At 73.0% G+C, this 25,916-nt stretch carries 21 protein-coding genes and 3 pseudogenes; 10 read left to right on the forward strand and 14 right to left on the reverse strand.

What is annotated here, in order from left to right:
* Positions 1–120: 120 nt before the first annotated feature.
* The 6 genes and pseudogenes from ACOBQB_RS01425 to ACOBQB_RS01450 all read right to left on the reverse strand — a co-directional run bounded on the left by ACOBQB_RS01425 (position 121) and on the right by ACOBQB_RS01450 (position 4,159).
* Entirely contained in the window at positions 121–381 is a 261-nt protein-coding gene (locus ACOBQB_RS01425; RefSeq protein WP_423588121.1) for a hypothetical protein, read from the reverse strand.
* 96 nt (positions 382–477) lie between these two features.
* Positions 478–648, reverse strand: a pseudogene (locus ACOBQB_RS01430) (ornithine decarboxylase); the annotation flags it as partial.
* An 80-nt stretch (positions 649–728) separates the two neighbouring features.
* Positions 729–976, reverse strand: a pseudogene (locus ACOBQB_RS01435) (ornithine decarboxylase); the annotation flags it as partial.
* A 78-nt stretch (positions 977–1,054) separates the two neighbouring features.
* Positions 1,055–1,900 (reverse strand): SigB/SigF/SigG family RNA polymerase sigma factor, encoded by an 846-nt coding sequence (locus ACOBQB_RS01440; protein WP_423588122.1) that lies wholly within the window; start codon positions 1,898–1,900, stop codon positions 1,055–1,057.
* A gap of 306 nt (positions 1,901–2,206) precedes the next feature.
* Entirely contained in the window at positions 2,207–2,872 is a 666-nt protein-coding gene (locus ACOBQB_RS01445; RefSeq protein WP_423588124.1) for an HAD family hydrolase, read from the reverse strand.
* Between the two features lie 27 nt (positions 2,873–2,899).
* Positions 2,900–4,159: a cytochrome P450 gene (locus ACOBQB_RS01450; protein ID WP_423588126.1), complete on the reverse strand. Its 1,260-nt coding sequence runs from the start codon at positions 4,157–4,159 to the stop codon at positions 2,900–2,902.
* A 278-nt stretch (positions 4,160–4,437) separates the two neighbouring features.
* Between ACOBQB_RS01450 and ACOBQB_RS01455 the strand changes: the two genes are divergently transcribed.
* A complete protein-coding gene (locus tag ACOBQB_RS01455; protein WP_423588127.1) occupies positions 4,438–7,212 on the forward strand; it encodes a BTAD domain-containing putative transcriptional regulator in 2,775 nt (924 codons plus the stop codon).
* Positions 7,213–7,399: 187 nt separating this feature from the next.
* Here the strand turns inward: ACOBQB_RS01455 and ACOBQB_RS01460 are convergent, their stop codons facing one another.
* Complete coding sequence (locus ACOBQB_RS01460; RefSeq protein WP_423588128.1) at positions 7,400–7,666, reverse strand: hypothetical protein; 267 nt, start codon at positions 7,664–7,666, stop codon at positions 7,400–7,402.
* A 59-nt stretch (positions 7,667–7,725) separates the two neighbouring features.
* On the reverse strand, positions 7,726–7,899 hold the full coding sequence (locus tag ACOBQB_RS01465; RefSeq protein WP_423588129.1) for a hypothetical protein: 174 nt from the start codon (positions 7,897–7,899) through the stop codon (positions 7,726–7,728).
* Between the two features lie 273 nt (positions 7,900–8,172).
* Here ACOBQB_RS01465 and ACOBQB_RS01470 point away from each other — a divergent pair.
* Positions 8,173–8,481 (forward strand): annotated as a pseudogene (locus tag ACOBQB_RS01470) (aminoacyl--tRNA ligase-related protein); the annotation flags it as partial.
* Positions 8,482–8,596: 115 nt separating this feature from the next.
* Here ACOBQB_RS01470 and ACOBQB_RS01475 read toward each other — a convergent pair.
* A complete protein-coding gene (locus ACOBQB_RS01475) occupies positions 8,597–9,400 on the reverse strand; it encodes an NAD(P)-binding domain-containing protein (RefSeq protein ID WP_423588131.1) in 804 nt (267 codons plus the stop codon).
* Between the two features lie 380 nt (positions 9,401–9,780).
* Here ACOBQB_RS01475 and ACOBQB_RS01480 point away from each other — a divergent pair, with 380 nt between their 5' ends.
* Both ACOBQB_RS01480 and ACOBQB_RS01485 read left to right on the forward strand, forming a co-directional pair.
* Positions 9,781–10,707, forward strand: coding sequence for an MBL fold metallo-hydrolase (locus tag ACOBQB_RS01480; protein ID WP_423588133.1), 927 nt, complete (start codon positions 9,781–9,783; stop codon positions 10,705–10,707).
* An 80-nt stretch (positions 10,708–10,787) separates the two neighbouring features.
* Positions 10,788–11,057: a hypothetical protein gene (locus tag ACOBQB_RS01485; protein WP_423588134.1), complete on the forward strand. Its 270-nt coding sequence runs from the start codon at positions 10,788–10,790 to the stop codon at positions 11,055–11,057.
* 28 nt (positions 11,058–11,085) lie between these two features.
* Here ACOBQB_RS01485 and ACOBQB_RS01490 read toward each other — a convergent pair whose 3' ends face one another.
* Positions 11,086–12,540 carry an MFS transporter gene (locus ACOBQB_RS01490; RefSeq protein ID WP_423588136.1) on the reverse strand — a complete coding sequence of 485 codons (1,455 nt, stop codon included), beginning with the start codon at positions 12,538–12,540 and terminating at the stop codon, positions 11,086–11,088.
* On the reverse strand, positions 12,537–13,544 hold the full coding sequence (locus ACOBQB_RS01495; protein WP_423588138.1) for a nucleoside hydrolase: 1,008 nt from the start codon (positions 13,542–13,544) through the stop codon (positions 12,537–12,539). Before ACOBQB_RS01495 ends, ACOBQB_RS01490 begins: the two co-directional genes overlap by 4 nt.
* Positions 13,545–13,877: 333 nt before the next feature.
* On the opposite strand from ACOBQB_RS01495, the gene ACOBQB_RS01500 reads away from it, so the two are divergent.
* Positions 13,878–14,927, forward strand: coding sequence for a LacI family DNA-binding transcriptional regulator (locus ACOBQB_RS01500; protein WP_423588140.1), 1,050 nt, complete (start codon positions 13,878–13,880; stop codon positions 14,925–14,927).
* 264 nt (positions 14,928–15,191) lie between these two features.
* On the opposite strand, the gene ACOBQB_RS01505 is transcribed toward ACOBQB_RS01500, so the two are convergent.
* On the reverse strand, positions 15,192–16,544 hold the full coding sequence (locus ACOBQB_RS01505) for a M64 family metallopeptidase (RefSeq protein ID WP_423588142.1): 1,353 nt from the start codon (positions 16,542–16,544) through the stop codon (positions 15,192–15,194).
* A gap of 215 nt (positions 16,545–16,759) precedes the next feature.
* On the opposite strand from ACOBQB_RS01505, the gene ACOBQB_RS01510 reads away from it, so the two are divergent.
* The 4 genes from ACOBQB_RS01510 (at position 16,760) to ACOBQB_RS01525 (ending at position 22,154) form a co-directional block, all read left to right on the forward strand.
* On the forward strand, positions 16,760–18,181 hold the full coding sequence (locus ACOBQB_RS01510) for a helix-turn-helix domain-containing protein (RefSeq protein WP_423588144.1): 1,422 nt from the start codon (positions 16,760–16,762) through the stop codon (positions 18,179–18,181).
* A 183-nt stretch (positions 18,182–18,364) separates the two neighbouring features.
* Positions 18,365–19,621 carry a type II CAAX prenyl endopeptidase Rce1 family protein gene (locus ACOBQB_RS01515; RefSeq protein WP_423588145.1) on the forward strand — a complete coding sequence of 419 codons (1,257 nt, stop codon included), beginning with the start codon at positions 18,365–18,367 and terminating at the stop codon, positions 19,619–19,621.
* On the forward strand, positions 19,575–20,681 hold the full coding sequence (locus ACOBQB_RS01520) for an NAD(P)/FAD-dependent oxidoreductase (protein ID WP_423588146.1): 1,107 nt from the start codon (positions 19,575–19,577) through the stop codon (positions 20,679–20,681). Before ACOBQB_RS01515 ends, ACOBQB_RS01520 begins: the two co-directional genes overlap by 47 nt.
* A 54-nt stretch (positions 20,682–20,735) precedes the next feature.
* A complete protein-coding gene (locus ACOBQB_RS01525) occupies positions 20,736–22,154 on the forward strand; it encodes a 2-oxoadipate dioxygenase/decarboxylase family protein (protein WP_423588147.1) in 1,419 nt (472 codons plus the stop codon).
* Here ACOBQB_RS01525 and ACOBQB_RS01530 read toward each other — a convergent pair.
* Positions 22,135–22,611, reverse strand: a complete 477-nt coding sequence (locus tag ACOBQB_RS01530; RefSeq protein WP_423588148.1) for a peroxiredoxin — start codon at positions 22,609–22,611, stop codon at positions 22,135–22,137. The genes ACOBQB_RS01525 and ACOBQB_RS01530 overlap by 20 nt on opposite strands.
* Positions 22,612–22,838: 227 nt before the next feature.
* Between ACOBQB_RS01530 and ACOBQB_RS01535 the strand changes: the two genes are divergently transcribed.
* Positions 22,839–25,109: an FUSC family protein gene (locus ACOBQB_RS01535; RefSeq protein WP_423588150.1), complete on the forward strand. Its 2,271-nt coding sequence runs from the start codon at positions 22,839–22,841 to the stop codon at positions 25,107–25,109.
* A 78-nt stretch (positions 25,110–25,187) separates the two neighbouring features.
* On the opposite strand, the gene ACOBQB_RS01540 is transcribed toward ACOBQB_RS01535, so the two are convergent.
* Entirely contained in the window at positions 25,188–25,799 is a 612-nt protein-coding gene (locus ACOBQB_RS01540) for an NmrA family NAD(P)-binding protein (RefSeq protein ID WP_423588152.1), read from the reverse strand.
* Positions 25,800–25,916 lie beyond the last annotated feature (117 nt).

Here is a 25,916-nt window from a genome sequence, read left to right on the forward strand (position 1 = left end):
GCCGGTCTCCATCGACGGCGTACGCGTCCTACCAGCGTCACCCATGACGGGCCGCGCGGCACGGCGAGCCGGCCGCGCGGCCTGGCGCCGGGGGAAGCGCGTACGCCGGAAAGGTCGCCCTCAGGCAGTGGGCTCGTCCGGCTGCGGGTCGTCGGTGGGCGAGGCGTCGGCTTCGGCCGAGCCGCGTCGGCCGGTGCCCGCCTCGTCCGTGTCGGGCACGTCGTCGTCCGCGTCGTCGGGGCCGTTGCCCGTGGTGGACGCCTTCTCGTCCACCTCCCAGGGGTCGGGCTCGTCCGAGGCCTGCTGGTCCGGCAGGTCCCTGGGCACGGGTGGGCCGTCCTGGCCCGGCGACGGGGGGTTCCGCTCGTCCATGGGGTCCATGGGTGGTGCTCCGTTTCCTCGTGTTCTCTGTGCGTTCTCTGTGTTCTGTGTGTTCTCTGTGCCCGGGTGCGCCCCGGTGCGTGCGGCGGGGCCTGCCTACTCGACGACGACCCGCACCGTGTCCAGTTCGCTGTCCTTGGCGTCGGGGAGGTTCGTCCCTGCCGCCACACCGGTGCGGAGACAGCGCAGGACAGGCTCGGTGAGCCGCTCACCGGGCAGTGCGGTGGGGATGCCGGGCGGGTAGGGGGGCATCATCTCCGCGGCGAGGCCGGGACCCCAGAAATCGACGCGGTCGTTGACGTGCAGGCCGTCGATCTGCTCGACTCCGCGCGCACCTGGGCCACGGGGTCGGCGTGCACGGCGTCCGCCATCAGATCCTCGGCACGCTCCAGGACGCGGCCTCGGGTGCGCCGGTCGTCGAGGCCTCCCGAGCCCAGCAGGTCGCCGTGGAACACCGCGTCACCGCACTTCGCGTACGGCCGGGTCGGCGCCGCGGGCTTGTTTGTGGCCGGGTGGCGCGAAGCCGAGCCGGTCCTTCTCGCGGTATGCGGCGAGGGCTTCCAGGACGAGGGCACTGGGTGTGGTCAGGCGGCATGGGTCACGCGTTCCCTGGAGTCGTGCCGCCCAATCCGGGCGTCCGTCAACCGGGCGTAACGCCCGCCGACCAGGAGGGTCACGCGGCGCGGGCGTGCTCGGCGCCGTCGTACCCGGCGCCGGCCTCCGCGCGCACGCGGGCGCAGCTGCGGCTGATCAGGCGCGAGACGTGCATCTGCGAGATGCCGAGCTCCTCGGCGATCCGGCTCTGCGTCATGTCCTCGAAGAAGCGCAGGTAGAGGATGGTCCGCTCGCGTTCCGGCAGCTGCCGCAGGCCCGCCTTGGCCGCTTCGCGGTCGGTGATGCAGTCGTACGCGGGGTCGGGCGCCCCCAGGGTGTCGGCGAGGCTGAAGCCGTCGGGGTCGGCGGAGGAGATCTCGGCGTCCAGCGACAGGGCGCTGTACCCCTCCATGGCCTCCATGCCGTCCTTGACCTCGTCCTCGGTGAGCCCCGCGTGCTCGGCGATCTCGGTGATGCCGGGCTCGGGGCCGCTGCCGGGCCGGTCGAGCAGCTCGCGGCGCGCGACACGGACCTTGTTCCGCAGTTCCTGGACGCGCCGGGGCACACGCACGTCCCACATGCGGTCGCGGAAGTGCCGCCGCAGTTCACCGGTGATGGTGGGGACGGCGTAGCTCTCGAAGGCGCCGCGTCCGGGCTCGTACCGGTTGACCGCCTTGACCAGGCCCATCGCGGCGACCTGCTGGAGGTCCTCAAGGCTCTCGCCCTTGTTGCGGAAGCGACCGGCGATGCGGTGCGCCATGGGCAGCCACGCCTCGACGATCTGCTCGCAGAGGAGTTCGCGCTCGGGGCCGTCCTCAAGGGCGGCGAGGCGGGCGAAGTCCGAGGCGGTGTCCGGTGCGTCGTTGTGGGGGTGCCGGGTCGCCGTACGACGACGGGCGGAGTATGCAGTCAGGTCGGTAAGCATCAGAAAATCGCTCCTCAACGGTGCCGCCAACAGGGACCGCGAGAAACGGAGGCACCCCGGTGACAGGCATCCACCGGGAAGCAACACACCGCTCCCGCGAACGCGCCTCCGGTCCGAAGCACGTTTTCCGCCTGCCCTTCGAAGCTGGGGCCAAACAGCCTTTCCTCCAAAGCGGCGCGGACATGTCTCCGCGCTTGCCGGGAAGACGACCGGCGGGGAGCGAAGCGTCGGAACGGCACGCGGACGCAGGCCTCGCCGACCGGCCGCATTGGGGTGCGGCCGGTCGGTCTCCTCTCCTCCCTCGGCTCACGCCTTGCCGACGGGCACCTCGGCGTCCAACTGGTTCAGCAGATCCGCCGGGTTCGCGTACACGGCCGAGGCACCGGCCTCCTCCAGATCGCTGCGGGGAATGCCACCCGAGAGCAGCGCGATGCTCCGTACGCCCGCGCGGGACGCCGCCCGCATGTCCCATACGGTGTCACCGATGAACAGGGCCTCGTCCGGGCCGCAGCCCGCGATGTCCAGGGCGTGGTGCACGGGGTCGGGAGCCGGCTTGCCCGCGGACACGTCGTCGGCGCTCGCGATGCCGGCGATCACGTCGTCCGCGTCGATGGCCCGGCGCAGCGCGCCCAGTTCCCCGCCGCCCGCCGAGGTCGCGAGGACGATGCGCCACCCGCGCCCGTCGAAGGCGTGCAGCAGGTCACGGGCGCCCTCCAGCGCGGGCAGCCGGTCGAAGTACGTGGCGTACAGGGTGCTGTGCGCGGCGCTGATCTCGTCGTCGAGGCCTCGGTCGCGTTCGTCGCCGAGGAGGTGGGCGATGAGGTCGGTCGAACCGAGGCCGATGGCGTGGTGGATGTCGTGCATCGCGACGTTCTCACCGGCTTGGCGGAACGCCTCCCACCATGTGGTCACATGCAGGTGGTTGGTGTCGGCGAGGGTTCCGTCGACGTCGAACAGCGCGGCACGCGCCATGGTTTTCCCACCGTTCTCTTCGAGGGGTCAGCGTACGTCCGTGATGACGAAGCCGCTGCGGGGCCTGGTCGGCACGCGGTGCAGTGGGATCCGCAGATCCTGTTCGGGTACGCGGTAGTCGAGCCGGGCGAGGCGCGGGAGCAGCGTGGTCAGTACCGCCATGGTGACGTCCTCGCCCGGGCAGCGGTGCCCCGCGGAGGCCTCGCCGCCGCCCTGGGGGACGAGTTCGTCGCGGCCCGGTTCCCGGCCGTCGAACCGTTCGGGGTCGAAGGTGTACGGCGCCTCCCACAGCCCCGGGTCGTGGTTCTGCCCGTAGAGGTCGAGCAGGATCATGGAGCCTTCGGCGATGCGCTCGCCGTGCCAGTCCAGGTCGCTCGGGGCGAGACCGGCGACGAACGGCGCGAACGGGTAGAAGCGCCGCACCTCGTGGGCGAACGCCCGGGCGTAGCCTTCGCCCTCGGTGGCCAGTCGCTCGCGCAGTGCCGGGTGCCGGTGCAGCGCGTGCGCGCCGAAGACGGCGAACCACGTGACGGCGACGGTCGGGCGCAGGACGTTGAGGACCTCGACGGCGGCCGTGCGGGGGTCGAGCAGCCGCCCGTCGGCCTCGCGGTGGGCCGCCACGGCCTCGACCACGGTCGGCGGGTCCAAGGCCTCGTGGCCCGCCGACCGGGTCTCCTCGATCAGGCGGGCGATCCGCTCCTCCTGCCGCTTGCGGGCGCGCCGCGCCTTCCAGTGGCGGGGGCCCGCGGTGGCGAATCCGTCGACCATGGCCACCAGGTCGTGTGCGGTCTGCCGGGCTTCGTCGTCCGGGTGCCCGCTGTTCGGATGCCGCGTCAGAGGGACGCCCGCCCAGGCGCAGACGGCGCGGGTGATCAGGAGGCTCACTTCGTCGAAAAGCGTCACGTGGGAGTCGTCGGCCCACTCCTTGTCGGCCCACTCCTTGACGGTGCGCTCCCATTCTTCGGCGACCCGCTCCGCCAACGCGGTGACCGCGGTCGCGTCCTTGAGCGCCGAGACGAACATGGCCTTGCGCTCGCGGTGCTCCTCCCCGTCGAGGGTGTGCACCGCGCCCTTGCCGAAGAGCGTGCTCAGGACGGGTTCGGGCAGCGCCGTGCGACGGCGCACGTGGTTCTCGTCGTAGAAGAAGGAGACGGCCTCCGGACCGCGCAGCGCGATGGCGGGCCTGCCCATCAGGCGGGTGCGCACAGGCCCCGGTCCCTTGCGGCGGGTGAGGTCGGGGAGCCACGCGTAGCCCTGGGCGAGGAGCGGCAGCGTGTGGTCCAGCATGAGGTCCTCCTGATGGAAAAGGCGCGGGCCGTCGGCATGCGGAGGTGGTGGCCCTCTGACGATCCTCACCGGATCAGGGCCCGCCCGCATTTCCCCGGCCGGCGCACGACTCGGTCGCGTGATCCGCCGCTCGCCTCCCGGTGATCAGCGGATCACGGTGATCGTGTGCCCCGGGGCCATCATGACAAATCTGCCCTTTCTGTACGCATCTCCGCCGTCTCTGGGACAGGTGTACGACTCCGGTAATCTGATCTTTTCCCGCGGGAGGGGTTGCGTCAGTGGAGTTCCGGCTGCTCGGAGCGGTTTCCGTGGCCACGGAGGTCGGCGTGTTGCCGCTCGGTCCCGCCAAGCGGCGCAGCCTGCTCGCCGCGCTGTTGCTGCGGCCCAACCATCCCGTTCCGGTGGATCAGTTGACGGCCGCGCTGTGGGACCAGGAGCCGCCCGCGCGGGCTCGTGGCGTCATCCAGGGGCACGTGTCGCGGCTGCGGGCGCTGCTCGCCGACGCCGAGGCCGACATGTTCGGCGTCGAGCTGATCACCCAGGGCACGGCGTACGTCCTGCGGATGCCGGAGTCGCTGCTGGACGCCCATCGCTTCGAGGAACTGGTGACGCTGGCCCGCGGTCGGCGGGCGCCCGCCGACGCCGTGGCCATGTATCAGGAGGCGTTGTCGCTGTGGCAGGGGCCCGCGCTGACGGGGGCGTACCCGAGTCAGCCGTTGCAGGCCGCCGCCCAGGCGCTGGAGGAGCTGCGGCTGGCGTCGGTGGAGTCGTTGGCCGGGGCCTACACGCGCATGGGCGAGCACGCGCGGGCCGCCGCCGTGCTGCGGGCGGAAGCCGGCGTTCATCCGCTGCGTGAATCGCTGTCGGCCGCGTTGATGGGGGCGCTTCAGCGGGCGGGGCGGCGGACCGAGGCGCTCGACTGGTTCCACCGCACCCGGCGGCTGCTCGCCGACGAACTGGGGGTCGACCCCGGCCGGGAGCTGGCCGACGCCTACGCGGTCGCGTTGCGCGGGGCGGGCGAGGACGCGGACGCGATTACGGGTACGGGTCCGGGTACAGGAGCGGATATGGGGGCGGGTACGGGGGCAGGTACGGTCGCGGGTGCAGGTACGGGTGCGGGCGCCGGTGCCGGTACGCCCGGCACGGTCGACCTGCTGCCGCGTATGCCTCGCGGTTTCCACGGGCGGGCCGGGGAGCTGACCGCGCTGTCCAGGGCCGCCGCCGGTGAGGCGCCCGTCTGTCTGGTCACCGGGCCCGCGGGCGTCGGCAAGACGGCGCTGGTGACGCACTGGGCGCACCGCAACCGCGAGCAGTTTCCCGGCGGCCTCCTCTACGCCGACCTGCGCGGCTTCAGCGAGACCGGCGAGCCTGCCCTGCTGGAGGTGCTGCGGGAGTTCCTGTTGGCGCTGGGGGTCGCGCCGCGCCGGATACCGGAGTCGACGGGCGCCCCGTCCGCGCTGTTCCGCTCTTTGTGCGGCGACCGGCAGTTGCTGGTCGTCCTCGACAACGCACGCGCGTCCGAGCAGGTCAGGGAGTTGCTGCCGGGCGGCGCCCGCTGCGTCACCGTCGTCACGAGCCGCTACCGGCTGCGCGGTCTGATCGCCTCCGACGCCGCGCGTCCCGTACCCGTCGACGTCCTCGAACCGGAGGACAGCACCGCCCTGCTCGCCGCGGTGCTCGGCACGGAGCGGGTGCTCGCGGAGGAGGTGGCCGCGCGGCGCCTCGCCGAGCTGTGCGGTGGGCTGCCGCTCGCGCTGCGGGTGGCCGCCGCGCGGCTCGCGGACCAGCCGGAGTCACCGTTGAGCGCGATGTGCGCCGAACTGTCCGACGAATCGCGCCGGTTGGCCCTCCTCGACGTGGAGGACACGAGCGTACGCGCGGCGCTGCGGCTCACGGTGCGCCGTCTCCCGGCGGACGCCGCGCGGCACTTCGCCCACCTCGGGCGCCATCCGGGCATGTACGTCGACCGGTACGCGGCGGCCGCCCTCGCCGGCACCGACCCGGCGACCGCCGAGGCCGCGCTCGACAAACTCACCGCCGCGCACCTCGTCGTGCGGGCCGGGCCGGACCGCTGGACGCTGCACGATCTCGTACGGCTGTACGCACGTGACCTGGACGCGGGGGCGGAGGCCCTGCCGCGCGTGCTCGACCAGATGGTGGCGACCGCGCTGGCCGCCGCCGACGCGGCCGAACCCGGCGACGAGCCGTGCTTCACGCTGCCCGCGGATTTCCGTCCGCCGCGGGACACGCGGGAGTTCACCGACCGTGAGCAGGCCATGGCCTGGTACGCGGCCGAGCGCGACGACCTGACGCTGGCGGCCGCCGCGGCGGACTCCGCGGGACTGCACGGCAGGACGTGGCGGATCATCCTCGGCATGTGGCCGCAGATCGTGTGGCGGGTGCGGGACGGGTGGACTCCCCTGCTCCGGACGGCGTTGGAGGCGGCGCGGGCCGACGGTGATCCTCGCGCGGAGTCGCGGGTCCTGGCGCTGCTGGGGTGGGTGCTGACCGAGGAGGGCCGAATCGACGAGGCGCTCGCCCACCTGGAGGCCGCGCCGGTGCTCGCGGCGCGGGCGCGGGACACGCGCGGCGAGGCGACGGCGCTCATCAATCTGTCGCTCGCTCAGGCGGCGCTCGGCGGTCCGGACGAGGCGGCCGAGGGGTGCGCGCTCGCGGCGGAGCTCGCGCACAGCATCGGCGACCGGCACACCGAACGCCTCGCCCTGTGCCACCTCGCCCGGCACCGGCTGGACGCCAGGGAGTGGCAGGCGGCCCACGAGACGGCTATCGCCGCGCTGGACCTCGAAGCCCCTTCGGAGGCGTCGGCGGCGGCCAGGGTGCTGCTGCTCACCGCGATCGGCGAGGCCCTGCTGGGGATGGGCGACGAGACGGAGGGAATCCGCCGTCTGGAGAACGCGGCGCTGGAGGCGGAGACGTGCGGCTACGACGACGGCGCGGTCCGGGCCCTCGGCGCCCTGCTCCGCGTCTCGGCGGACGCGGGGCTCCAGGCACGCCACGACATGGCGATGGTCCGGCTGATGTCCCGCACATGACGGCTCGCCGCTCGCCCGACCTGCCCGCACATGACGGCTCGCCGCTCGCCCGACCTGCCCGCACGTGCTGCTCCACGGGTGCGCCGCCGTGCCGGCGCGGGCCCGGCCCCGCGATGGGCGGTGCCGCCGGTCGCGGGGTCTGCACGGGGGCCCGGGTGTGCCGAGCGAGCAACGGGGCGCGCTTCGGTCAGGCCTCTTGCGAGCCGCGCGTGGCGTTCTCCGCCAGTTGGCGGTTCACCTCGCGGGTCTGTTCGGCCAGGTCGCGGGCCCTCGCCTCGGCCTCGTCGGCACGGGCGTTGATGCGGGCGATGTCCTCCTCGATGACCCTCAGGGCCAGCTCGGCCGCGGCCCCCGCCTCCGGTGGGGGCAGGTCCGCGGGGAGGTCCGCCAGCGCGCTCTTGACCGCGGGGATGCCGCCGCGGTCGTGGATCTCTTTCCAGAACTCGTAGTCCATGGCGTCATCCTGGCCGATCGGCCGGCCCCGGCGCGAGGCGGTGCCGCCCCGGGGCCGGGTCAGGACGCGGGCTCCGCGGGCGCGCTCACGCGGGGCGGGGTGCTGAAGTCGAGAACGTCCTGGGCCGTCTGCTGGGTCTCCTCCGCGGCCTTGCGAGCCGTGGCGAGGACGTCGCCGTGCTCCTGGACGAGGGTTTCATAGATCGGCGCCTGGGCGGCGTCATTGGCCGGCATGACCTGCGACTCCTTGTTCGGTGACTGCGTGGTTCGGGTCGGCCGTGGGTGGCCGACCCGCGACCTTACGCGAACTCGGTGCGTGATGGGCACCCGGCCCCGATCATGAGTTCGGGGCTTGTGACCACTTTCACAGGACGAAAGGTGCCGGTCAGGAGCATCGGACGTCCTGGTCGGGGCGCTCCCCCGCGGCGAGGTGGCGCGAGACGGTCCGGTCGCCGCAGGCGGTTTTCGTTGGCGAGGCAGGCGTCGTGGCCGGTCGCGTCGACGGTCACCACCGCCTTGCTGAGCGCGGTTCTCGACGGTTCCGGTCTGGCGTACGAGGCCGTCGAGGGCGAGACCGCGTTCTACGGGTCCAGGATCGACGTCCAGGTCGCCGACGGGGCGGGCCGGGAGTCGACCCTCTCCACCGTTCAGGTCGACTTCCACCGGCCCGAGCGGTTCGACCCGCACTACGTCGGCGCGGACGGCGCGAAGCACCGACCGGTCATGGTCGACCGCAGCATCATCGGCAGCGTGGGGAGGGCCGTCGCACACGTCGCGTCGACGCGCCGCCGGTCGACGAGGTCCTGGCGCGCGCCGAGGCGCTGGTCGGGGCGCGCCGGGCGGAGTTGTGGGACGGTGAGGCCGCGCCGTCCCGGCATGTCTGACGTGCTGACGTGCCTGACAGGCCTGACGCCGCGGCTCACGCTCCACTTCACCCCGGCTGCCGCAGGTGGGCGAGGAGGTCGTCGAGAGCCTTGTGGAGGGCTTCGGAGTTGGCATGGTCGAACCACGTGGTGCGGATGCGTTCGTTGTTGCCGTTGGGGGTCTCGTGGTCGGCGGCGAGCCGGTCCAGGGAACGGCTCTCGTCGCTCAGGGCGCGGCCGACGCCCTGGAAGAGTCCACGGATGTAGCGGTCGGCGTCGTCGGAGGTGATGCCCTGCTCCGAAGCCCATGACGTGAGCGTGGCGAGATACGCGTAATGGGTGGTCAACGTCCCTGTCAGCGCGGAGAAGACGTCGAAGGCCGCCTCGTCCCCGACGGGGAGCGCCCCGCCCAGCCGCTCGAAGAGCGCGTCGGTCACCGGATGGGACGGGAACGTCACCGTGACGGAACGGCGTTCGCGTATCGACGGCAGCGGGATGGCCCGCACCAGCGGGGCGTCGGTGGCCAGTGTCCGGCGCAGGTCGTCATTGGCCACGCCGGCCATCACGTTGACCACCAGTTTGTCGCGGTCCACCGTCAGCCCCGCCAGGGCTTCGTGCCGGTCCTGGCGGCGCACGGCGACGAGCACCACCTCGGAGCGGTCCACGACCTCCTGGTTGTCGGCGCAGACCTGTACGCCTTGAAAGCGCGAGGAGAGTTCCGCGGCCGTGCGGGCTCCGCGGGGTGAGAGGAACACCTCGGGTGCCTCGTCACCTCCGGCGTGCAGACCCGTCACGATGGCTCGCCCGATCTCGCCGACTCCGATGACTCCGATCCGCTTCGCTCCGGTCTGCCGTACGCTGGTCGGCTTCACTCTGTTCCCCTCCGTGCCCATGGTGCGCTGTGGTCGTGGTGAGCCGTGTCGGTCCGCGACGGGCCCGTCCTCAGCAGAGCCTGCCGGCGTGCACGAGCGACGGGACCGGCGCCGTGCCCGGATTCGGTGTCGCCGCATACCCTGCCATGGCCGCGCTCACCCCCCTCATGAACGACTTCGGATCGCTGAGGCCGGGCCGCCCGCCAGGCCCCGGCATGATGTGGCATGTTCACGCCACTTCTGTGCTGCCGGCCAGGTTCGGTGAGATCTGCTCCGGGCCGGGGAAACAAGGCCGCGCCCCCCTTCCACTTCGCTCCCGGCCCGGGATACCCCTGGTGGGACAGACCTGGTCCACTCCCCCGCAGGAAGCGAGTCACACCGTGAACGACGCCCTCGCCGCCCAGCCCCTGGCCTCCGGTTGGTACGTGGATGATCGCTGCACGAACTGCGACGTCGCCCGGCAGCTCGCGCCCGACCTCTTCCATGAGGTCGACGGCCGCTCCGAACTCCTCCGCCAGCCGCGCGACGCGGCCGAGGAACGCCAGGTCCATGCCGCCGCGTTCGCCTGCCACACCCGCTCCATCCGGCCCACCACCGGCCGGCTGGACGAGCGGTGGGACCCGTATCCCCTCCCCATCGGCGAACGTGAGGGTGCCGACCACGCCGACGACAGCGTCCTGTTCTGCGGACACAACTCCACCCGCACCGCGGGCGCCAACTCCTACCTCCTGCGCCGCCCTTCGGGGAACCTGATGATGGTGGACACCCCGCGCTGGAGCGAGGCGCTGGCCGCCCGGTACGAGCGGATCGGCCGAGTCACCGACGTCCTGCTCACCCACCGCGACCACGCCGCCCACGGCCGCCGCTACGCCGACCGCTTCGAGGCCCGGCTCTGGATCCACGAGGGGGATCTGGACGCGGCGCCCGACGCCGACCGCATCCTGCGCGGCACCGGGAGCGTCGAGATCGGCGAGGGAGTCCTCGCCCATCCGCTGCCCGGCCACACGCGGGGCAGCGTGCTGTACGTCGCCGACGAGCGGTACTGCTTCAGCGGCGACAGCTTCTACTGGTCGCGTTCGACCGGCGACATCGAGGTCGCCGAGAGCGTCACCTGGTACTCCATCGAGGAGCTGGCGGCCTCGTTGGCCCGCACGGCCGAACGGTTCCGCTTCGAGTGGCTGCTGCCCGGACACGGCGACCGCACGCACCTGCCCGCCGCCGAAATGGCCGACCGCATGCGGTCGTTGACCGCTCGGACGGCGACGCTGCGGCCCCGTCCGGTGGACTTCACGGCCGTGCGCTGGTGACCTCCGGGTGCGGACACGGCGGTCCGCGCGGGGGGCGCCGAGAACATGCGGCGGACGCCACTCCTGTCTAGCGTCGTCGCATGGAGACTCATCCGCAGCGCTACGAGATTCTGCTGGTTCCTGAGTTCGACGGGGACGGCAGGGCCACCGGCGACACCCGCGGGGCCCTGCGTTCGGCCGTCGTGGTGGCCACCGGCGAGACCGGCGCCTCCGGCTATCCCCGGTACGTGGGGGACGGCATGGAGGCCGACATCGACCCCGTGACGCGCTCTGTCGAGGCCCTGCTCGTGGACGGGGCAGAGCTGGACTACGGGCTCTCGGTACGGGTCGCGGCGCCCGAAGACGGCTGAACCACCGACTGACTGGTGCCGGTACCGGTCAGTCGGTGGCTTCCGCCTCCACCGGCTTCGGGATGAGGAAGGACGTCGCGAAGGCGGCCGCGATGAGCGCGACCCCGGCGAGCATGCCTGCCGTGTACCCGGCGGGCGAGGTCTTGTCGGCCGGCTCGGCGGCGGTCTGCACGGCGTACAGGACCGCGAAGCTGAGACCGGCGCCGAGGTTGAAGGCGCCCGCGTTGAGACCCGGCAGGAAGCCCGGGTTCTCCTTCGGGGAGAGCACGATGCCGAGGCCGTTGAGGACGATGTTGCCGACGCCCGCGTAGGTCACGCCGATGAGGATCGACGCGCCCAGGAGCAGCAGCCGCGAGTCGGCGTGCAGCGTGAACAGCATCAGGGCCACCGTCACGGCCGAGCCGATGAGGCCGAGGCGCAGGATGCGGCCGTATCCGTACGTGGCGGCCAGGCGCCCGGCGATCGGGCCCATGGCGAGGCCCGCGAGGGCGTACGGCGTCAGGGTCCACCAGGCGGACTGCTCGGCGCTCATGCCGAAGCCGGCCTGGGCGTCCTGCGCGAAGGCGGGGATCATGCCGTTCATCACGGCGAAGACGCCCGTCATGGTGAGGACGGTGGTGAGCAGCAGCGCCCACGTGGAGCGTTGACGCAGGTGCCGGGTGGCGACCAGAGGGTGGCTACTGCGGTCCTCGGTGCGCCAGAACAGGGCGAAGGCCAGGGCCGAGACGACGAAGAGGCCGGCGACCAGCGGCCAGTTCGCGGCGGCCAGTTTGCCCGCTTCGTTGAGGGCGATGAGGGCGGCGCCGACCGAGACGACCAGGAGCGTGACGCCGGGCCAGTCCATGCGGCTGTCGGCCGTGGCGGCCGCCTTGGACTCCGGGGTGAGGGTGGCGACCAGGAGCGCGGCGACGGCGGCCACGCCGGCCATGGACCAGAACACCGACTGGAAGCCGTGGTGGTCGGCGAGGTAGCCGCCCGCCAGGGAGTCGACGCCCGCGATGCCGCCGTTGACTGCGGTGATGACGCCCAGCAGCGTGCCGTACTTCTTCGGCTCGTGGACCTCGTGACGCAGCATGATCAGGCAGAGCGGCACGGTGGGGCCGGAGACGCCCTGAATGACGCGGCCCGCGAAGAGCATGGGGACGCTTTCGGCGAGCGCGGCGACCACGCAGCCGACGACCATGAGCGCGAGCATCCCGGCGAGCACCTTGCGGCGGCCGACAAGGTCGCCGAGGCGTGGCAGGAAGAGCGAGAACAGCGCGGCGGAGGTGAAGAAGGCCGTCTGGGTCAGGCCGACCTCCGCGGAGGTCGCCCCGAGGGAGTCCTCGATGTTCTTCAGGGCGGGGCTGAGCATGCTCGCGTTGAGCTGGAAGGCGAAGCAGGCCGCGAGGAGCGCGGTGACCAGGACGCCGATGCGCACGGGGCGGGAGCCGCGGGCGCCGCCGGGGGCCGCGGCGGACGGTTCGGTGAAGGAGGCGTTCATGCGGGGACGTCACCGATCCGGACGCCACCGGTCCCAACGCCACCGGTCCCGACGTCACCGATCCGGACGTCACCGATCCGCTGGAGCGCGTCCACGACGAGGTCCCAGAAGCGCTGGTGGTCGAGGTCGACGGCGACCTGCGTGTGGCAGTCCTCGGGGGCGGGCGCGCGGAGGTCCGTCACGGTCATGCCGAGGGTGAGGGTGCCGGTCAGCTCGATGTCGACGGGGGCCTTGCGGACCGTCATGACGTCGGGGTCGATGACGTACGCGACCGCGCACGGGTCGTGCACCGGGGGCGCCGCGAAGCCCTGGGCCTCCAGGTACATGGCGCCGAAGAAGTCCAGGAGTTCGGTGACGAAGACGGCGGGCTCGGTGCCGACCTTCGCGATCCGCTCGACGACCTCGGGGGTGGCGAGCGCCTGGTGGGTCAGGTCGAGGCCGACCATGGTGACGGGCCACGGTTCGTTGAAGACGATGTGCGCGGCCTCGGGGTCGATCTTGATGTTGAACTCGGCGACGGGACTCCAGTTGCCCGTGTGGTAGCCGCCGCCCATCAGGACGACCTCGCGGACGCGCTCGACGATGCGGGGCTCCTTGCGGGCCGCCATGGCGATGTTGGTCAGGCCCGCGGTGGGGACGAGAGTGATCTCGCCGGGCTCGTGGGCCATGACCGTGTCGATGATCAGGTCGACGGCGTGGCGCTCGTCCAGGGCGAGGGTGGGCTCGGGCATGACGGGGCCGTCGATGCCGCTCTCGCCGTGGATCTCGGGCGCGGTCTCGACGGTGCGCACCAGCGGGCGCGAGCAGCCCGCCGCGAAGGGGACGCCGGTGATGTTCGCGATGCGGGCCACCGAGAGGGCGTTGCGGGTGACCTTCTCCAGGGTCTGGTTGCCCACCACGGTGGTGACGGCGACCAGCTCCACATCCGGATTGCCGTGCGCCAGGAGCATGGCGATCGCGTCGTCATGTCCCGGGTCGCAGTCCAGGATGATCTTTCGGGGCATCGCGGAACCTCTTTGTTCGGCTGAGCCGCCGCCGTCGCCCGCCGGGGGGCGGGGCGGGGGCTCGGGAAAACGTTCTCCGAAGACTGTGTGCACAGGGGCGAATTATGTCAATGGCCGAAACCACACTCCGGCAAACGCGCCCGGAACGGACACGGTCCGGCAGACCCTGGGCTGACTCCAGCAAGGAACTAACTGCCGTAATACGCCCCAAACCAAGACTCTCCGAGGCTCTCCGAGGGTCTCCGAGGCTCTGATTGGAGGGTCTGGTTGTGAGGAACGCCCGCTGATAACGTTTGCCGAAATTTGGCGGCTGGTCGAAGGGACGGGCACGGCGTGGCCGACGTGACGCTGAGGGACGTGGCCCGGGCCTCCGGTTGCTCCGTCGCCACGGTCTCCCGGGTCCTGGCCGGTACGCGGCCCGTCGGCGCCGAGACCGCCCGCAGGGTCCGCGAGGCCGCCGAAGCGCTCGGCTACCGCCCCAATCACGCGGCGCGGGCGCTGCGCGGCCGCTCCACGGGCACGGTCGGTCTCGTCCTGCCGCAGATCACGAACCCCTTCTACCCCGCGCTGGTGCGCGAGTTGACGCACGCCCTGCACGCCGACGGCCGGGCCGTGCTCCTCGCCGACTGCGACGACGACCCGGTGGCCGAGGCGGAGTACGTGGCGGACCTGCTGAGCCGGCAGGTCGACGCGCTCCTGGTGATCCCGGCGGACGAGGACCGCAGCCGGGCGGCGGTGGCCGCGGCGGCGGCGCGGGTGCCCCTGGTCCTGATGGACCGCGGCTGCGGGCCCGGCGTCGCGGACTCCGTCGCGGTCGACAACAGCGCGGGCATGGCCCTCGTCCTCGATCACCTGGCCGCCACGGGGCGCCGCCGCGTCTGTTTCCTCGGGGCGGCGGGGACGGCGTCGGCGGCCGCCGAGCGGCGCGGCGCCTACGCGGCCGGGGCGGGCGCACTCGACGCCGGCGCTCCGGAACGGGTGGTTCTCGGTGACTTCTCCGTGGAGTGGGGGCGGGCCGCCGTCGACGAGGTGTGGCCCGCCCGCCCCGACGCCCTGGTCTGCGCCAACGACCTCATCGCGATCGGGGCGCTCCAGCGGCTCCAGCAGCTCGGCGTGGCGGTCCCCGGCGAGGTCGCCGTCACCGGCTTCGACGACATCCCGATGGCGGCGCTGTCCGCGCCGGGCGTCACGACGGTCCGCCAGCCGGTGGCCGAACTGGCCGCCGAGGCGGCACACCTCCTGGCCCTGCGCCTGTCCGGCGACGCCGACGGCCCCCAGCGATCGATACGGCTGGCACCCACCCTGGTCATACGCGCCTCCAGCGCCCCGATCCGCTTGGCGGAACCACGCAGGGCGGAGCGGGACACCACACCGGTTACGTAGGAGCGGCTGAGGGTGGGGCGGCCGGGGGGCGGCGTGCGGGGGCGCACGGGACCCGGAGGGAACAGCGCGTCAGGAGCGGACGCAGGGCCCGGGGCGGGCCGGGGCCCCGCGACCACTCCCCGGGGTCGCGTCGCCCACACGGGGTCGCGTCGCCCACACGCCCCGGAGACCCGGTGACCGGCGCTCCGGGGCTCAAGCCACCGGCCACCAGCCACCCCGCCAGTCCCCAGTCCCCAGTCCCCAGCCACCCGACGCGCACGCCCATCAGCGCGTTACCCGCCACGTCAGCGTGTCGCTCAGCAACGGCTTCAGTTTCGGGTCACGGACCGCGTCCGTGACATCCGTGGCGCGGACGGAGAGCGTGTGCGTACGGCCGTCGGCGGGGACGCCGAGCGCGCGGGGGCTGACCACGGTGTCGCCCCTGGCCCGCCCGGCCTCGCGGCCGTCGACGGACCAGCGCAGCCGGATGCCGTCCGGCGCTTCCACGGCGACCTTCGCGTCGCGGCGCACCACGCGTTCCGTGGACGTGACAGGGGTGACGACCGACGCGTGCCGGTGAAAGCCGGCGATCATCGCCTCGCGGCCGGGCAGATTGAACTGGCGGCCGAGCGTCCGCATGATCGAGTCGGTCGTGGGCCGGTACAGGCCGCGCGGGTAGTAGCCGCCGCCCTCGTACGCGCCGACGGTCCCGCCGTCCGGTGAGGTCTGCCCGATCCACCGGTACCACTTCTTCTTCTGCGCGGTGAGCCGGTCGGCCGTGAGCTTGCTGGAGTTCGACTCCCACGGCTCGGCGCCGGTGTAGGTGCCGTACTCGTCGTACCAGTACTCGTCGGCCAGCTTGCCCAGCGAGTGGCCCGTCTCGTGGACGAGGACCTGGTCGGACCGGGCGTGGTCGGAGGAGGCGGTGGCGATGCCGTCGTAGCCGGACGGTGAGGTGATGTCGTTGTAGCCCGCGCCGCCGTACTTGGTGGAGTTGGCGAGGACGATCACGAGGTCGGGGTCCGCGGCCTTCTTCGCGTACGACTCGACCTTGTTGGTGTCGACGCACAGCAGCCGCTCGATGCCGTCGCAGTAGAAGGCGGAGCCGAGGGCGGTGTCCTTGACGGTGCCGCTCGTCGGGTCGCCGGAGACGCCGGACTGTCGGGAGACCGCGTTTACGGCCCAGACGTTGAAGAGGCTCTTGTACGAGGCGTACGGCTGGACGGCGGCGACCTTCGCCCAATTGGCGCGCACGTCGGCGTGGAAGTCCTCCTGCTGGGAGGCCGTGTAGCCGTCGCCGATGAAGACGACGTCGAGCTTGGAGCCCGGCGGCCCCGTCTGCACGATCGGCACGACGTCACCGTCGCCGTCTCCCTTGATCGTGGCACGCTCCTTCGCGGAGAGCGGCTCGGCCGCGGGGACCTCGGTGTGCCGGGGGTGGGCGCCGGGCCCGGTGAAGTACTCGACGCGTTGCGTCTGCCGCCGCTCCGGGCCCGGGTCCCGGTCCGGGCCGGCGGCCGAGGCCGTGCCGGCCGGTGCGGTGGCGGCGAACGCCGCGGTGAGGACGATGGCGGTGGCGAGGGCGGCGCGCAGCGGTGTGCGTCTGGGCCGGCCGGATATTCGGTGCGTGGGGGGCATGGGCGTCCTTCCGAAGTCCGCGATATAAATGGAGAGTTAAGCGGGGTTAATGCGCGGTTCAACGTAGAGGCTCCTGGGGTTCCAGGCAATGGGTGTGCCACAAGCCCCTTGTGATGCAAGCGTGTTCCCGCCCGCGCCGCCCCTGATCCCGTTCCGAGAGCCTGGATCTGCGCCCCCGGGACTCAAGACGGCGCGGCGCCGCGACCGAAAGAGCGATGCACGGGGAGGCCACAGTGGCGCAGGACAGTTCCGAAGGCGTACGACCCGACGATCCGGCAGAGATCGGGCGGCGCGTGCAGCGACTGCGCGGCGAACGGGGACTCACACAACGGCAGTTGGCGCAGCCCTCCTACACTCCCGCGTACGTCTCCACGCTCGAATCGGGCAAGGTGCGCCCCTCGGAGGCCGCGTTGCGGCATCTCGCCGGACGCCTCGGCGTGAGTTACGAGGAGCTGGCGACCGGCCGCCCCGCCGAACTCGCCGCCGGGCTGCGCCTGCGGCTCACCGACGCCCGGCGCGCCCTCGCCACCGGGGCCCCCGAGGACGCGGCCACCCTGTTCCGCGCCCTGCACGAGGAAGCCGTCACGCACGCGCTCGCCGAGGAGCAGGCGGCGGCGCTGCTCGGCCTCGGCGACTGCCTGCTGGAGTCGGGCGAACTGTCCGAGGCCCGGGATTGTTTCGCCGCCGTCGAGCGGCTGCTCGCCGACGAGCCGCTGCCGCGCCGGGTCCCGGCCATCCGGGGCCGCGCCACCGCCCATCTGCTCACCGGCGAGCTGCGGTACGCCTGTTACCTCCTGGAGAGCACTCTCGACGAGCTGGACGCCGCCGGGTTGCACGACCCGGAGGCGCTGCTGCTCCTCTACACGGCGTCGATCGCGCCCTACATGGACATGGGCGCGCACGCCCGTGCCGCGCACGCCGCCGAGCTGGCCCTCGCACTCGCCCCGCGGGTCAGCGATCCGGCGCTGGTCGCCGGCATGCACCGCGGAGTGGCCCGCACGCTCATCACCGAGGGACGCATCGCCGAGGCCGACGCGTCGCTCGCCAAGGCCCAGGAGCTCTACCGCCAGCTGCACATCCGTACCGAACTCGCGCACTGCCACTGGATGCGGGGCTATGTGCACGCCCAGGACGGTGACCTGGAGCAGGCCGAGAGCGAGCTGCGCACGGCGCGCTCCATCCTCGCCTCGAAGCGGGCCGCGCTCTTCACCGAGCAGGTCGAGGTGGAGCTGGCGGACGTGCTGCGGCGGCGCGGCAGGACCGCGGAGGCCGAGGCACTGCTCCGGCCGCTGCTGACCTCCGGCGACGAGCGGCACGGCGCGGGCGAGGGCATGGGGGCGCTCGGGGCGGGACGGGGCGCGGTGCACGCGGGCGGCGCGCACCGGCTGCTCGGGCTGATCGCCGAGGAGCGGGGCGACACGGAGGCCGCCGAGGAGCACTACTGCGCGGCACTGTCCCTGCTCGAACGGTCCAGCGCGGCGGGCGACTTGGCGGACCTGTGCCGCCTGCTGGGGGATCTGCTGCGCCGTACCGGTCGGGTGGAGGCGGCCATGGACGCGTACCGCACGGGCCTCGGGCACCGTGCCGCGCCCGGCACGACGACGCTGGGCCCGGCGCCCGCCACGCCCCCCATGTGAGGCACCGCTCCTGCATCGAAGGATGTACCCGCATTTCATCCGCGCCTACGACCCCCTTGATCGCTGCGGCGCCGACCATGGTGAGGACAGCACCTGGTACGGCGGTACGCGACCGTACGGTGGTCCGGCGCCACGGCGGGGGTGTCCGGCGAGAGAGACAGAGGTGACACCGAGATGCGCCCCATGACCGGCCATCGCTCCGGGCCATCGGCCCCGCTCCTCGGGACACTGCGGCGCGCCTTGGGCGGCGGGCTCGGTATGGGCGCGGCGCTGGGCGTCGGCACCGAGGTGGGGCCGGTCGTCGCGGATGCCGTGGGGGCGGGCGGGTTCGTGGCACAGCTGATTCCCGCCGCGGCGGTCAGCGCGCCGGCCGTGCCGCTCGTCGTCCTCGCGCTGCGCCGCCGCGGCGGCTCGCTCAGGGACCTCGGCTTCGACGGGACGGGCGCGAACCTGCGGGCGCTGCTCATCGGCGCGGGAGTGGTCCTCGCGGCGGCTGCGCTCGTGCTGGGCACGGGGACCGCCGCCGGGCTGCTCCGCTGGTCCCGCCCCGACCTCGGGACCCTCGCCGCGTACGTGGTGGCGAACGGCGTGGTCGCCCTCCTCCTGGAGGCCCTCCCCGAGGAGACGACCCTGCGCGGTTACGTCTGGACGTCGCTGCGCGAGCGGTTCGGCGGCGCGGCGTCGGCGCTCGGCACCACGGCCGTGTTCCTGGTCGTGCCGGGCGTCTCGACGGTGGTGGGCGCGGCGACCGCGCGCCTTCTCGGCCGGGAGGCGGGACCCGTCGCAGCGGCACCCGGCGGGCAGGATCCGGTCGGCTATCTGATGCTGCTGACCGTGTTCGGTTTTATGCTGGTGGTGGCCCGCACGGCCGTCCGGCGTGCCCCGTTGTGCGTCTCCATCGGCGCCCATCTGGCGTTCCTGACCGTCAACCGGGTCGTGTACGAGGGGGATCGGCGCGGCGCGGGCTGGCACGCGGACGTGTCGTCGCCGGACGTCCAACTCCTCGTGCCCGTCTACCTGTTGGTGGCTACCACGGGCTTCGCGGTGTGGCGGCTGGTGGCGCGACTTCGTGGCGTGGCGGCGCGGCGGCGCGGCACCGAACCGTCAGGCGCCGAACCGTCAGGGAAGAGCTTCGGCCATTGTGGCGTCCCGGAGGCCGACCGCCGGGACCGCTCATGGACGGCGGGGTCCGCGGTGGCGCACCATGGCGGGCAGAGCGGCTCGGCGTCGCCCGTCACGCCACGTCAGCTCAGGCCGACGCCTGGAAGGGAGCGGCCCCTTGACCCCCTCAACGCCCCCGCCGAAACCTCCGCCGCAGCCCCCGCCGCGCCCCCCGAGCACCTTCCGGACCCTCCCTCCCACCGCCGAGGTCGTGATCATCGGCGGCGGGGTGATGGGGACGAGCATCGCCTTCCATCTCGCCGAGGCCGGCGTACGTGACATCGTCGTCGTCGAGCGCGGCGCGCTCGGCGGCGGCAGCTCGGGCAAGCCGATCGGCGGTGTGCGGGCGCAGTTCTCCGATCCCCTCAACATCGAGCTGGGCCGGCGGAGTCTGCGGGCCTTCCGGGACTTCCCGCGCCGCCCCGGTGCCCGCATCGGCCTCGACACCGTCGGGTACCTCTTCCTGCTGACCGACCCGCGACAGGTGGCGGACTTCGAGGACGGCGTGCGGATCCAGAACGAGCTCGGCGTCCCCAGCCGCATGATCGGCGCCGAAGAGGCCCGGGCGCTCTGCCCCTACCTCAGCACCGACGGGCTGCTCGCCGCCGCCCACTCCCCCGCCGACGGCCACGCCCGGCCCGCCCTCGTCGTCCAGGGGTACGCGCGCGCCGCCGCCCTCTCCGGAGCCGTCTTCGCCTCGCACACCACGGTCACCGGCATGGACATGGCCGGTGATGGTGTCACCGCCGTGCACACCGACCGCGGGCGGGTCTCCTGCGCCACGGTCGTGTGCGCCGCGGGAGCCTGGTCGGCCGGGATCGGGTCCATGGCGGGTGTCGACCTGCCGGTGTGCCCGCTGAAGCGTCAACTCGCCTTCACGGTCCCGCTGGTGCCCGCCGCGCCCCGCATCCCGTTCACGATCGACTTCGCCTCGTCGGCGTACTTCCACAACAGCGACGACGGGCTGCTCCTCGGCCTCGCCGACCCCCGGCAGCCGGAGGGCTTCGACACGACGTGGACGCCGCAGTGGCTCGACCTGTTCCGCGCGGCCGCGCGCCGGCGGGCACCCGCCGTGGCCCGCATGGAGACGTGCCGAGGCTGGGCGGGCCTGTACGAGGTCACGCCGGACCACAACGCGCTGATCGGCCGCTGTGCCGCCGTGCCCAACTTCCTGTACGCCACCGGGTTCTCCGGGCACGGCTTCCTCCAGGCCCCCGCCGTGGGCGAGGTCGTCCGCGATCTGCACCTGGGGCGACGCCCGTGCGTGGACGTCACCCCATTCGGCGCGGGCCGCTTCCGCACGGGGTACGCGAGCCGGCCGGAAGCCCATGTGGTGTGACACCTCCCACCGGCCGGGACGCGCCCTGACCGCAAGCCGAAAGGACGACCGCCGATGACGATCGGCCAGTGGCAGCTGCGCGCCGCCTTCGCCGCGCGGCTCTCCCGGATGTACGGACGTGAAGTCCCCGCCTACACCACGCTCGTGGACGTCTCCCACGAGGTCAACGAGGACGTTCTGCGCGCCCGCGGGGCCGACGCCGAGCGCCTCGGCTCGATCCGCCGGGTCACCGCCGAGCGGCACGGCGCCATCCGCGTCGGCACCCACGGGGAACTGCGGCAGGTCGCCCGCGTCTTCGGCGCCCTCGGCATGCGTCCGGTCGGCTTCTACGACCTGCGCGACACCGCCGGCAGCGCGCTGCCCGTCGTATCGACCGCGTTCCGGCCGGTGGCGGAGGAGGAGCTCGAACGCAATCCGTTCCGGGTCTTCACCTCCATGCTCACGGTCTCGGACCCGCGCTTCTTCGACGCGGACCTGCGCGCCCGGCTGACCGCGTTCCTCGCCGCGCGTGAGCTGTTCGCACCGGAACTGCTCGCCCTGGCCGACCGGGCCGAGGCCGAGCGGGAACTGCCCGAGGCCGACGCCGAGCGCTTCCTCGACCTGGCCGTGCGCAGCTTCGAGCTGTCGGCGGAGCCCATCGACAGGGACTGGTACGCCACGCTGGAGCGGGTCTCCGCCGTCGCCGCGGACATCGGCGGCGTACGCGCCACGCACATCAACCACCTGACCCCGCGCGTCCTGGACATCGACGAGCTCTACCGGCGGATGACCGAGCGCGGCGTCGAGATGATCGACACGATCCAGGGGCCGCCCCGCTGGGAGGGCCCGGACATCCTGCTGCGCCAGACGTCCTTCCGGGCGCTCGCCGAGCCGAGGGCGATGCGCGCGGCGGACGGCACGGTGACCCGCGGCGCGCTGCGGGTGCGCTTCGGCGAGGTCGAGGCGCGCGGCATCGCCCTGACCCGCGAGGGCCGCGCCCTGTACGACCGGATGCTCGCCCTCGTCGACGAACGGGCCGCGCACCGGGCGCCGGGCGACCGCGGTGACGTCGCCCGCGCCGTGTGGGCGGAACATCTGCCGGTGACGGAAGAGGGGCTGGCCGAGCGGGGGCTCGGATTCTTCACCTATCACGTGGCTCCCGGGCGGCCCGAGGACGGCCGTCCGCCGCCCTCGGAGGTCGGCGCGCTCCTGCGGGACGGCTGGGTGCGGGCCGAGCCGATCGTCTACGAGGACTTCCTGCCCCGCTCCGCCGCGGGCATCTTCCGGTCCAACCTGAGCGTCGACACGGGGTCCCGGGACAGCGCCCAGGAGGCCGACGCGTACGACGCCGGGCGGCTCTCCGCCGCCATGGGCCGGGAGGTGCTCGACCCCTTCGCCCTGTACGAGCGGCAGCGGCAGCTCTCCCTCACCCGGGTCGCCCGCGAGCTGGGGCTCGCGGCCACCCCGGACGTGCTCAGACCTGGCTCTCCTTGAGGCGTCGGACGGCGGCCAGGGCACGGTCGGCGTGTGCGCTCATGCGCAGTTCGCTGCGGACGACTTCGGCGACGGAACGGCCCTGGTCGATCACGAACGTGGCGCGCTTGGTGGGCGCCAGTGAGAAGCCACGCGTCACACCGAACCGGTCACGCACCTGGCCCTCGGTGTCCGAGAGGAGGGGGAAGCCGAGGGTGTGCCGCTCGTTGAACTCCCGCTGGCGTTCGACCGCGTCGGCGCTGATGCCCACCGGCCGCGCGCCGGCCGCGGCGAACTCCGCGGCCAGGTCGCGGAAGTGGCAGGCCTCGGCCGTGCAGCCGGGGGTGAGGGCCGCCGGGTAGAAGAACAGCACGACGGGGCCGTCCGCGAGGAGTTCGGAGAGTGTGCGCGGGGTGCCGGTCTCGTCCGGCAGCGTGAAGTCCTCGACGGTGTCCCCGACGGTCACGCGCGCCGTCATGTCCGGTCCCTCTGTGACGTACGGTCCATCGGCGACACGCTGCCTCCTCAAGTGCCGAGTGACGGGAGCCAGAGCCTACGCGACAGGAGGGCCGGGGCTGTCGCGAGTCGCCGCGCCGGCCCCGGTGTACACGCCTCCCACCAGCCTTGATCTCCGCGAATGTGCTCGTGCGATGCTGGGCACGAGCCGAGAGGTACCGAGAGAAGAGCGGGGAGCACGGCATCGCGATGGCAGTGGCACGAAGGACAGCGAAGAGCGTCTGGGACCGGTTCTCGGCGTCGGACCCGGGACTTCTGCGTCTGATGGCGGGGTTGCGCACGGTCGGGGCGATCCTCCTCGCGCTGGCCGTGCTCGCCCTCGTCGGTACCTCGGTGACGCATCTCGTGGCGGGCGCGATGACGGCGATGGTCGCCACGTTCGCGATCCAGGAGAAGGAGGTGCGCGGCCAGGCGATCACGCTGGCGCTCGGCCTGCCCGTGGCGCTCGCGGCGATATCCCTGGGCGCGCTGCTCAACTCCCGTGTCATCGCGGGCGACCTCTTCTTCGTCATGCTGATCTTCGGTGCGGTGTACTCGCGCCGGTTCGGCGACCGGGGCACCGCGCTCGGCCTGATCGGCTTCCAGGTCTACTTCGTCTCGCTCTTCGTGAGCGCGTCCGTGTCGGCCCTGCCCGAGCTGTTCCTGACGCTCACTATCGCCTTCGTATGCAGCGCGGTGGCGCGGTTCGCCCTGGTGCCGGAGACGCCCGAACGCACCCTGGCGCGGTTGCGTGAGGCGTTCCGTGCCCGCCTCGCCCAGCTCGTGGCGCACCAGATCGAACTCCTCGACGCCGACGCCGGGGACGTCGACGCGGTCCTGGCCGACCTGCGGCGCAGCACGGCCCGCCTGCACGAGGCCGCCTTGATGATCCAGGGCCGCCTGGAGGAGGGCACCCGCGACGCGTCCGCGGCGGCGCTGCTCCAGCGGCGGGTCGCCGACGCGGAGATCGCCGCGGAGCGCCTCGGTGTCCTGCTCCTCAACGCCCGCAGCGCCGAGCGCGTGGAGACGCTGACGCTGCATCTGCCGAACGCGTCGGCGGCCATGCCGGCGCGCGCCCGGATCGCGCAGGACGCGGGCTCCGCGCTGCGCCGGGATCTGCGGGCCCTGCACCTCCTCGTGGTGCGCCTGGTCCCCGACGACCGCGGCACGGCACTGCCTCACGTACGCAACCGGCTTCTCGGTTACCGCGAGGAGCAGGGCCTTCCGCAGGGTTCGCCCGCCGTGCAGGACTGCTTCCGCGCGGTCGGTGAGGCGGCGCGCGCCATCGTGGGTCTGCGGCTCGCGGTGCACGCCGCCCAGGACGAGGAGTACGACACTCCGGAAGCGGCCCGCTCCCGGGAGGAGTTCGAGGCGGAGGAGATATCGATCTCCGGTGAGGCCGCGGCCGCCGCCGAGGAGGAGCCGACCGGGCTGCGGCGCCCCACCACCAGGGCGGCCGTGCAGGTGTCGGTGGGGTCGGCGCTGGCCATCGTCGGGGGCGAGTTCCTGTCCACGCAGCGCTGGTACTGGGCCGTGCTGACCTGCTGGGTGGTCTTCCTCAACACCGCCTCCACCGGGGAGATCCTGGTCAAGGGGTACCGCAGGCTGGTCGGCACGGTGCTCGGCGTGGTGGCGGGGGTGGCGCTGGCCGGGGCCGTCGGGAACCACACGTGGATCGCGTTCGCCCTGGTCCTGCTCTGCGTCTTCGGAATGTTCTTCACCGCGCCGCTGTCGTACGCGCTGATGTCCTTCTTCGTCACGGCGATGCTGGGACTGCTCTATACGCTGCTCAACACCTACAGCCTCGATGTCCTGGTGCTGCGCGTCGAGGAGACGGCGCTCGGCGCGGCCTGCGGGATCATCGCGGCGGTCCTCGTCCTGCCGGTGCGTACGTCGCACCGCACCGACGAGGAACTCGGCACCGTCCTCGCACGCCTGCGGGACGTCGTCTCGGCGGCGGTGGCGCAGCTCAGCGGCGGGCCCGCGGTCGACTTGGTGGACCTGGCGCGTGACTTGGACACCGCGCTGGACGATCTGCGCAGCTCCACGAAGCCGTTGACGCACCCGATCGCCCCGCTGCGGGCGCGGCGGCAGAACGCCCGCTATGTGGTGGCGCTTCTGGAGACCTGCGCCTACCACGCGCGTTCGCTGGCGGCGACGGCCGAGTTGGTGCCGTCCAGCAAGAGCGTGGCGGCCGACGCGCGCCTGGCCCTGGCGGGGCGGCGCATCACGCACAACATCGACCTGATCGCCGCGCACGTACGGGACGAGGAGACCGGCGGCGAGATCGAGTCGGGGGCGAGCATCGCCTCGATGCTGGACAGCGGCCGTCACGAGGTGCTGCGCACCGGGTCGGTCGCCTTCCGGGTGCTGCGTCACCTCCAGCGCCTCGACGAGGGGATCGTGGGCCTCGCGCGGCCGTTGGGGGTGCCGCTCTCGGCGCGGGAGGAGAAGGCGGCGGGGGCGCGGGGCGTGGGGTGAGCCGAGCCGCTCCGGCAGGTGCGTCGGGGCTGCCGCCGACTGAGGAAGGCGTGGCGCGCCGCCGCTGCGAACGCGCCCTCACCGTCGCCGGACGGCCGCGTGCGCCGCGGCGAAGTCGGCGAAGGAGCGTGGGGCGCGGCCCGTGACCTGCTCCACGGCGGGGCTCGTACGGTCCTCCGCTCCCCCGGCGATCGCCTCGTCCATCCCGGCGAGGAGATCGGCGAAGCGCTCCGGGATGCCGTCAGCGGCCAGCCGGTCCCGCATCGTCGCGCGAGAGACGGCGCGATGGCGCACAGCCGTGCCCGTGACGCGGGAGAGCGTCGCGGCGACCTGCTCGTAACTCAGCGCCTCGGGGCCGGTGATGAGGTGGGCGGTGTTGTGCGGTCGCTCGTCCGTCAGGGCTCGGGCGCCGACGGCCGCGATGTCCTCGGCGTCCACGAACGCGACCTTGCCGTCCCCGGTGGCCGTCACGATCTCGCCGCGCTCGCGCATGCCGCGGGCGTGCGGGTGATCACCGGTGAAGTTCTGCATGAACCAGGAGGGCCGCAGCACGGTCCACTGCGGGAACCACGCCGGGACCGCGCGGTGGACCTCGCCGAGGCCGCCGTCCGTCTCCACGATGGCGGAGGAGCTGAGCAGCACCACGCGGTCGGCCCCTGCCCGGCGCGCCCGGTCGAGGAACGGCAGCAAGTACGCGGCGGGATCCGGCTCACCGGTGGGCGGGACGAGGTAGACGCGGCGTACGCCTTCCAGGGCCGGGCCGTGGGTCGCCTCGTCACCCCAGTCGAAGCGCGCCCACGTGTGGCC

Origin of the sequence: Streptomyces sp. G5(2025) (genome assembly GCF_049542075.1) — a bacterium.
Taxonomy (GTDB): Bacteria; Actinomycetota; Actinomycetes; order Streptomycetales; family Streptomycetaceae; genus Streptomyces.

Coding starts and splice junctions, on each gene's coding strand:
- ACOBQB_RS01535 (WP_423588150.1), top strand. CDS start 22,839: ATGGCAGTGGCACGAAGGACAGCGAAGAGCGTCTGGGACCGGTTCTCG.
- ACOBQB_RS01425 (WP_423588121.1), bottom strand. CDS start 381: ATGGACCCCATGGACGAGCGGAACCCCCCGTCGCCGGGCCAGGACGGC.
- ACOBQB_RS01485 (WP_423588134.1), top strand. CDS start 10,788: ATGGAGACTCATCCGCAGCGCTACGAGATTCTGCTGGTTCCTGAGTTC.
- ACOBQB_RS01490 (WP_423588136.1), bottom strand. CDS start 12,540: ATGAACGCCTCCTTCACCGAACCGTCCGCCGCGGCCCCCGGCGGCGCC.
- ACOBQB_RS01440 (WP_423588122.1), bottom strand. CDS start 1,900: ATGCTTACCGACCTGACTGCATACTCCGCCCGTCGTCGTACGGCGACC.
- ACOBQB_RS01530 (WP_423588148.1), bottom strand. CDS start 22,611: ATGACGGCGCGCGTGACCGTCGGGGACACCGTCGAGGACTTCACGCTG.
- ACOBQB_RS01525 (WP_423588147.1), top strand. CDS start 20,736: ATGACGATCGGCCAGTGGCAGCTGCGCGCCGCCTTCGCCGCGCGGCTC.
- ACOBQB_RS01465 (WP_423588129.1), bottom strand. CDS start 7,899: ATGCCGGCCAATGACGCCGCCCAGGCGCCGATCTATGAAACCCTCGTC.
- ACOBQB_RS01510 (WP_423588144.1), top strand. CDS start 16,760: ATGCACGGGGAGGCCACAGTGGCGCAGGACAGTTCCGAAGGCGTACGA.
- ACOBQB_RS01460 (WP_423588128.1), bottom strand. CDS start 7,666: ATGGACTACGAGTTCTGGAAAGAGATCCACGACCGCGGCGGCATCCCC.
- ACOBQB_RS01505 (WP_423588142.1), bottom strand. CDS start 16,544: ATGCCCCCCACGCACCGAATATCCGGCCGGCCCAGACGCACACCGCTG.
- ACOBQB_RS01520 (WP_423588146.1), top strand. CDS start 19,575: ATGGGGACGAGCATCGCCTTCCATCTCGCCGAGGCCGGCGTACGTGAC.
- ACOBQB_RS01445 (WP_423588124.1), bottom strand. CDS start 2,872: ATGGCGCGTGCCGCGCTGTTCGACGTCGACGGAACCCTCGCCGACACC.
- ACOBQB_RS01495 (WP_423588138.1), bottom strand. CDS start 13,544: ATGCCCCGAAAGATCATCCTGGACTGCGACCCGGGACATGACGACGCG.
- ACOBQB_RS01450 (WP_423588126.1), bottom strand. CDS start 4,159: ATGCTGGACCACACGCTGCCGCTCCTCGCCCAGGGCTACGCGTGGCTC.
- ACOBQB_RS01515 (WP_423588145.1), top strand. CDS start 18,365: ATGACCGGCCATCGCTCCGGGCCATCGGCCCCGCTCCTCGGGACACTG.